5 protein-coding genes and 4 pseudogenes are annotated in these 6918 nt (G+C 71.9%); 4 read left to right on the plus strand and 5 right to left on the minus strand.

Annotation, left to right across the window (positions count from 1 at the left end):
• Window positions 1-801, plus strand: an 801-nt coding sequence (locus tag ABZ281_RS30890) for a glycosyltransferase family 2 protein (RefSeq protein WP_356660811.1), incomplete at its 5' end; no start/stop codon positions are given.
• Window positions 798-1091 (plus strand): annotated as a pseudogene (locus ABZ281_RS30895) (sugar phosphate nucleotidyltransferase); the annotation flags it as partial. The gene ABZ281_RS30890 and the pseudogene ABZ281_RS30895, both read left to right, overlap by 4 nt.
• Before the next feature lie 149 nt (window positions 1092-1240).
• Here the strand turns inward: ABZ281_RS30895 and ABZ281_RS30900 are convergent.
• Window positions 1241-1535, minus strand: a pseudogene (locus ABZ281_RS30900) (transposase); the annotation flags it as partial.
• A gap of 14 nt (window positions 1536-1549) precedes the next feature.
• On the opposite strand from ABZ281_RS30900, the gene ABZ281_RS30905 reads away from it, so the two are divergent.
• Both ABZ281_RS30905 and ABZ281_RS30910 read left to right on the plus strand, forming a co-directional pair.
• Window positions 1550-2713 (plus strand): SpoIIE family protein phosphatase, encoded by a 1164-nt coding sequence (locus tag ABZ281_RS30905; protein WP_356660819.1) that lies wholly within the window; start codon window positions 1550-1552, stop codon window positions 2711-2713.
• Window positions 2714-2896: 183 nt separating this feature from the next.
• A pseudogene (locus tag ABZ281_RS30910) lies at window positions 2897-2995 on the plus strand (DNA-binding protein); the annotation flags it as partial.
• Window position 2996: 1 nt separating this feature from the next.
• On the opposite strand, the pseudogene ABZ281_RS30915 reads toward ABZ281_RS30910, so the two are convergent.
• The 4 genes and pseudogenes from ABZ281_RS30915 to ABZ281_RS30930 all read right to left on the minus strand — a co-directional run.
• Window positions 2997-3137 (minus strand): annotated as a pseudogene (locus ABZ281_RS30915) (DUF4440 domain-containing protein); the annotation flags it as partial.
• Between the two features lie 80 nt (window positions 3138-3217).
• A complete protein-coding gene (locus ABZ281_RS30920; RefSeq protein WP_356660813.1) occupies window positions 3218-4627 on the minus strand; it encodes a Cys-Gln thioester bond-forming surface protein in 1410 nt (469 codons plus the stop codon).
• 277 nt (window positions 4628-4904) lie between these two features.
• On the minus strand, window positions 4905-5384 hold the full coding sequence (locus ABZ281_RS30925) for a single-stranded DNA-binding protein (RefSeq protein ID WP_356660815.1): 480 nt from the start codon (window positions 5382-5384) through the stop codon (window positions 4905-4907).
• A 244-nt stretch (window positions 5385-5628) separates the two neighbouring features.
• Window positions 5629-6918: GTP-binding protein (locus ABZ281_RS30930; protein ID WP_356660817.1), on the minus strand; the 1290-nt coding region annotated here is incomplete at its 5' end.

The raw sequence follows: 6918 nt of genomic DNA on the forward strand, positions 1-6918 counted from the left end.
CGGTACGTGGCCTACATCGACCACGACGACCTGTGGCGCCCCGACCACCTGGCCGGTGTCCTGCCGCTGCTCGAGGCGGGCGCGCCCGTGGTGGCCACCGGCTACCGGGCGGTCGACGACACCGGAGCCGTGATCCGGCGCAGCGCCTGGTGGGACATGTGCTGGCACCCCGAGCTCCAGGTGCTCGACCCGCTCTTCGAGCCCAGCCGACTCGCCCACCGGCGCGGGGTGGTGGAGTCCGTCGGCGGCTGGCGGGTCACCGAGGGGCTGGAGGACTGGGACCTGCTGCTCAGGCTCGCCGACGCGGGCCACCAGGTGCGTACCACCACCGCCAGGACCGTCACCCTCTACGAGGGCGGCACCACCCGCAGGTACAGCGTCGCCCCCTCCCACCTGGCGGCGCTCTACGTCACCCCCGACGCCAGGGCCGCCCGGCGCATCCGCGACGCGCTCCGCGAGCCGGCCGCGCGCGCCGAACTCACCCGCGCAGCTCAGGAGGACAGCCGCGCCAGGATCCGACGCCTGCGCAACAGCGAGGACTTCGTGAACCCGACGCCCTCCGAGGACGTGCCGGGGGAGGACGAGGTTTCAGGGGAGGGCAAGGTGCCGACGGAGGCCGAGGTTTCAGGGGACCGCGGCCCCGAGCCCTTGATCGTCCCGCTCCGCGGTGCCTACGCGCTCGCCGTACCGGTGTTCTGCTCGGCCCCCGGCCACGCCGCCCGCTTCGAGGAACTGCTGCACCTGCACGCCCCCGCCCAGCTGGCCGTGGTCCACGCACTCGGCGAGGAGAGCGGCTCGTGAAGGCGCTGGTGCTCTCCGGCGGCAGCGGCACGCGGCTGCCTCCGCTCACCCCCACCTCGGCCAAGCAGCTCGTCCCGGTCGCCGACAAGCCGGTGCTCTTCTACGGCCCGGAGGCCGTCGCGGCTGCCGGGATCACCGAGGTGGGTCTCGTCGTGGGCGCGACCGAGCCGGAGATCAGGGCCGCCGTGGGCGACGGTTCGTGCTTCGGCCTGCGCGTCACCTACCTGCGCCAGGCGGCGCCGCTCGGTGTCGCCCACGCACTCCTGATCGCCCGCGACTTCCTCGGCGACGTCCCCGGCCGACCTCCCGGTCTCGACCACGATGCGCACCGCGCCCTCACGGAACTCGGCGTCGTACGGCGGCTTCTTCTTGGACCCCATGAATCCCAACTTCCCCGGCAATCATGGGCTCTGCAGAGCGGCCCGGGGCCGGTGCGGACGAGGGTGAACACGGCGCGCAGGGCTTCCTTCAGGCGCCAGGCACGGTGCAGGCGGGGGTCAGTGACGGCGATCCAGGTGAGCTTGGCGGCCTGGCTGTCGGTGAGGTCGGCCTCGTTCTTCCACAGCGCGAAGCGGGAGTCCTTCAAGGCCCGCGCCCGTTCGGCGTCGCCCAGTTCCCGGCGGGCCCGGTTCCAGGGACGCGCGGCGCTCGGTGTCCAAGGCCTCGGTGGCCCAGGCGACGACGTGGAAGGGGTCCATCACCCGCAGCGCAGCCGGGGCGCGCTCGGCCAGGACCGGGCGCGGTCGCTCTGCTGACGCCCGAGCTGGTCTTCGCCGACGCCAACCTCGCGTGGCTGCGCCAGGCCGGACGCAGCCGCGACCAGGTGGTGGGCCGCTACCTCTTCGACGCCTTCCCCGGCAGCCCGCGGGACCCGGCAGCCTCCGATGCCCGCCACCTGGAGGCATCCCTGCGCGAGGTCCTGGCCAACCGCAAGATCGACATGGACCTGCAGCGCTACGACGTGGAATCCGCCCAGCGCCCCGGCCATTGGGAGGAACGCTACTGGAGCGTGGTCAACGCGCCCGTCTTCGCGCCCGACGGCCAGATCGCCCTGGTGATCCACCGCGTCGAGGAAGTCACTGAACTCCTGCGCGCCACCAGCCGGCCGGACGGCCCACTCCGGCTCGAGGCCGAGCTCTTCAGCCGGATGCGGCAGCTGCACGAAATCAACGAGCGCCTGCGTCGCGCTCACGCCCGCGAGCGTGAGGTCGCCCTCGCCCTGCAGCGCGCCATGCTCCCCGTCCTGCCCCCGATCGGCCATCACCGGTTCGCCGTCCGCTACCGGCCCGCGGTCGGCTCCCTCAACGTCTGTGGCGATTGGTACGACCTGGTCCAACTCCAGGACGGCGACAAGATCGCCGTGGCCGTAGGCGATGTCGTCGGCCACGGCCTGGAGGCCGCAGGCATCATGGGCCAGCTCCGCAGCGCCCTGTCCGCCACCTCCCTGGTCGCCACCGGCCCCGCACAGGCCCTCGAGGTCCTCGGCCGGTACGCGCATTGCGTCACCGGCGCCGAGTCGACCACCGCGGTGACCGCCTTCATCGACTTCAGCCGCCACCTCATCACCTACTCCAGCGCCGGCCACCCCCCTCCGGTCCTTCTTCGTACCGACGGCACTGTGGAGTTGTTGGACCAGGCGACCGATCCGCCGCTGGATGCCGTCTTCGAGTCCAGCCCTCGGCCGGAAGCCACCACCGCCTTCACCGACGGCGGCACCCTCCTGCTCTACACCGACGGACTCATCGAACGCCGCCACCAGGACATCGACACCGGACTCAGCCAACTCACCGACGCCCTGATCCGCCACAAGGAACTCACCACCCCCGGAGCACTCGCCGATGCTGTGATGAACGACCTGATCCCCGCCGAAGGCGTCACAGACGACACCGCCCTGGTCGTCGTCAGCCTGTGAGGCGTCTGAGTGATCACACCGCAGGTCTCCGCCCGCCGACGCAGCACAAGACCCGCACCACCCGACGAGACGACGCGGTCCCTCCCCAGCGGCTGCAACTCCACCTGTCGGGCGGCCCAGAACTTCCCGTCGCCTGCTGAGCGACTTTGAAAACGGCTCACTCACCGAAGGGGAGTACTGACCATGGCCTCAGAGCTGCCGAACCGGTTCCTGACGCCTGAGGACCTGGTCGAGATGTTCGAGCTGCCCAGCGTCGAGACGGTCTGCCCGTGGCGCCGCAAGTTTCGTAGGTCGATCGCCGTCCCAAGGCGCCGACCTCCACGAACTCGGGGTCGAGCAGCTGCGTGACGCGCTCGCGCGATGCCCGGACAAGCGGATCCATGAGCTGGAGCTCGCCTGCGATCGCCTGGCTCACATCGTCCATGCCCGTGCCCTCCGGCGTCGGCGGCCTGCCGCTCTCCTGTGTCAGGCCGGCCGCCCGCTCGCTCCTGTCGATCGCCCGGGTCACTCCCCTGCCGTCGCCTCCCTGCGCCGCAGCACGATCAGTGTCGTTCCGCCGATCAGGACCAGGCCGATGGCGACGCCCGCGATCAGGGGGGTGATGCCGGAGCTGCCCGTTTCGGCGAGGTTGGTGTCGGGGGCCGTGCCGCCCACCGTCGCCGGGCTCGGTTCGCTGAGGGTCTGGGTGGTGGTGCCGGTGTCGCTGCCGCGGGTCTGGCAGTCCAGCATGCCGGTGAAGCGCTTCTCGAGGCCGCCCGGGCCGTGGATCGTGAAGTCGTAGGCCTGGTCCTCCTGGATCGGGACCGTCACCGTGCGGGACTCGCCCGCGGCGATGGTGTGCTCCAGACCGGCCAGTTCGAAGGTGAACGGCTCGTCGCCCTTGTTGGAGGCGATGATGTCGACGCCTCCCTCGGCGCAGTTCTTCGCCGCCGACAGCGCCGGGATCGGCCCGTGTTTCGCCCAGGTCGCCCCGGCCGTCGCGGACACCGTCGACTCGCTGGAACCGGCCAGGATCTGCGTCTGGCTGCGGCTCTCGGAGGCGAAGGCCCGGCCGACCGGCACGGTGGTCGAGGCCTGCACGGTCAATTCGGCCGTACCGGCTGCCGCGTCCTCGGGCACGTCGAAGAACACCTGCCCGCCGTCGGGCGTGGAGGTGACGGCCTTGCCCTGCTTGTCGACGACCCGCACTCCGCTCGTGGCGGCGTCCGCGGGCGGGGTGACCGTCGCGCTGCCGGCGTTGGTGCGCACCGTCACCGGTCCGAGCCGCTCCCCCGGCCGCCCGGAGACCGCTGAGGGCTCCAGGGTGAGCGAGGCACGGGGCTCGGGCAGATTGCGGGCGTTCTTCTCCAGGTAGTCGGCGAGCTGCTCGGCCTGCGGGTCGAGGGCGTCGACCGCGATGTCGTCCGAGTAGCGCCAGATCGCCACCTGCGTGCCGGCCGCGGCATCCTGCTCGGTCAGTGCTCCGCGCACGCCCGCCTTTCGCGCCAGCGTCGCGAGGTCGTTGACCTGCGGGTAGGAGTTCTGCAGAATCCAGCGGATCTTGCCGGCGTCCTTGTTGGCGCCCAGGGACGTGCCGCTCCAGGACGTCTCGTGGTACTTGGCGTCCCGCTGCGTGGGGTTGTGGAGGTCGACGCAGTACGTCTGCAGCATGCCGCCGCCGTCGACGGACATCTCGAACAGGCCCGCCGAGATCTCCTGGTCACCGGTGCCGGCGTGTATCACTGCAGCGCCGAAGGTCTTGAGGCCGCCTATCGTCGCGGCCGCGCCGCCCTGACTCTGCGTCGACTCGTCCGCAGCGGCCGGGCCGGCACCGGCCAGCCCGGCCGCGGCGACGAGCCCGGTCAGTACGGTCGCGGTGGCGAGGCGGGCCGCACCTCGCCTGCGTACGAACAGCTCAGAGAACGAAGCAAACACCAAATTCCCCTTCGAGCAGGACCGTTGACGTGGGGGGACGGTCCCACCAGCAGAATCAGAGGACTCACAGGACACATGAGTCCCGAGAGCCATGTCCGGCATCCTAGGGACGTGTGGGAGCCCGCCTGCCGGTCGGACGGTCGGACGGGTGATCCGACTCGGAATCGTTATCGCCAAGATCCCTGGTGAGCAGGGTGTATCGACAAATCAACCCCTGGCCGTTCGGTGCGCACTCACCGATAAGCCACAGTCCGGGCAGGCGCGCCGGTGACTGACGTCACGTCAGTAGCGCCGCCTCCGACGGGTGTTGTGTATGCGCGTGACCTGGTTCGGCGGAACTACCCTCGGGAGACATCTCCCAGTTGGGCTCAGGCTGTGCGGGCGAGGGCGCCGTCTCCGTCTTGCCCGCACGCCTGAAGGCCGATGTGCCCCAAGCCAGATCGTGGCCGATCGCCACGGCGTCGATGTCCGCCGACGTCCAGCTCTGCCCTTCGCGTACGTCGGTCCGTACCTTCAGCCTGCCCTGCACGATCACGGGCTCGCCGACCGTCAGCGACGCCGCCGTGTTCGTGGCCAGCTGGCGGTTGGCCCACACGGTGAAGAAGTTGGTGTGCCCGTCCGTCCACGTGTTCTTCTCACGGTCCCAGTAGCGCGCGGTCACCGCCATCCTGAACCTCGCCGACGGGCCGGACGCCATCTCCCGGTACACCGGCTGCGTCGCCACCCTGCCGACCGCGCAGACCATCGTCTCGTTCATCGCGAACCCTCCCTCGCCCGGGCTACGGCACCCGTGCCGGGCCGACACGCGTACGGGCCCGTCCCGTACGGCTGTGTCTGCCAGACTGCCGCCGCCGGGCCGGGCCCGCTGAGCGCTGTGGATCACCGGCCGCCTGTGGACAAGGCCGCCACCCGCAGGGGTGATGCCCCGGGGCGGCCGTACCCGTCAGCACCCACCCCGCCTCACCGCCGGTCCATCAGCACGCTGCCTGATCGCCGGTTCATCAGCGCCCCGTTCCCACCACCCTCCCGTACTGTTCCCGGACCTCCCGGTACCGCAGCAGCTCCGCCGCCACCGGGTCCAGGACCCGGGCCCTGCCGCATCCGGCCGCCGCCTCCCGCAACCGGCGTTCCGCCTCCAGGCCGTAGCGTCTGGCCGGGCCGCGGGCGGCCAGCCGGCAGCTCCACTCGATGAGCGGGCCGCCGACGATGCCGATCACCATCAGCAGCACCGGCACCCCAAGGTTCGGCGCCATGACCCCGATGATCTGGCCCAGCAGCCACAGTCCGCCCAGGAACTGCAGGATCGTCATGGACGCCTGGACGAGGACGGCCACCGGCCACCATCCCGGGCGTGGCGGCCGCCCCGTCGGCACGCCCGCGCGCACGGTCAGCTCGTCCAGCGCCTCGGGCAGTCCCTGCGAGCCGCGGACGGCCGCCTCGCGCACCGCCTGCGCCCAGGGCGCGGGCAGCCCGGCCGACGCCCGGTCGGCCACGGTCCGCACCGCCTGCTCGACCCGCTGCCGTGCGGTGGCCTCCTCGTCGGCCTGCGTACGCGAGGGGAGGCGGCCCGTGGTGGGCTCGCCACGGTCCTGGTACCAGCGCCACAACCGCAGCCAGGGCGTACCGCAGGCGCGGTTGGCGTTGCGCAGCCACGCGCGCTCGGCCGCCTCGCCCGCCGCCGTGGCGCCCACCGCGTCCGCGAGACGGTCGGAGAACTCCTCTCGGGCCTGCTCGCTGAGCCCGGTCCGCCGCTGGGTGGCGTAGACGGGCCACAACCGGGCCGCGGCGATGTCCACGTCGGCCGAGATACGGCGGTTCGCCGCCCCCCGGTCCGAGACGAACTGGCCGAGGGCCTCCCGCAGTTCGCCGACGCCGTCCCCGGTGAGCGCGGACAGCGCGAGCACGGTCGTGCCCGGCTCGCCGTACTCGCCGAGGGCGATGCCGTCCTCGTCGAGGAGCCGCCGCAGATCGTCGAGGACCTGCTCGGCGGCTTCCCCGGGCAGCCGGTCGATCTGGTTGAGGACGACGAACATGACCTCGGCGTGGGCCGCCATCGGCCGCAGATAGCGCTCGTGGAGCACGGCGTCGGCGTACTTCTCCGGGTCGACGACCCAGATGACCGCGTCGACGAGCGCCAGGATGCGGTCCACGTGCCGGCGGTGCTGTACGGCCGCGGAGTCGTGGTCGGGCAGGTCGATCAAGACGAGTCCGCGCAGCGGCGACTCGCCGCCGCCGCTCGGCAGCGGCCGACGGCGCAGCCGGGGCGGGATGCCGAGCCGTTCGATGAGGCC

The sequence above is a fragment of the Streptomyces sp. NPDC006265 genome (genome assembly GCF_040613555.1).
Classification (GTDB): Bacteria; Actinomycetota; Actinomycetes; order Streptomycetales; family Streptomycetaceae; genus Streptomyces.

Excerpts from the sequence above, each read along its gene's own strand:
- ABZ281_RS30925 (WP_356660815.1), bottom strand. The coding sequence starts at position 5,384 with ATGAACGAGACGATGGTCTGCGCGGTCGGCAGGGTGGCGACGCAGCCG.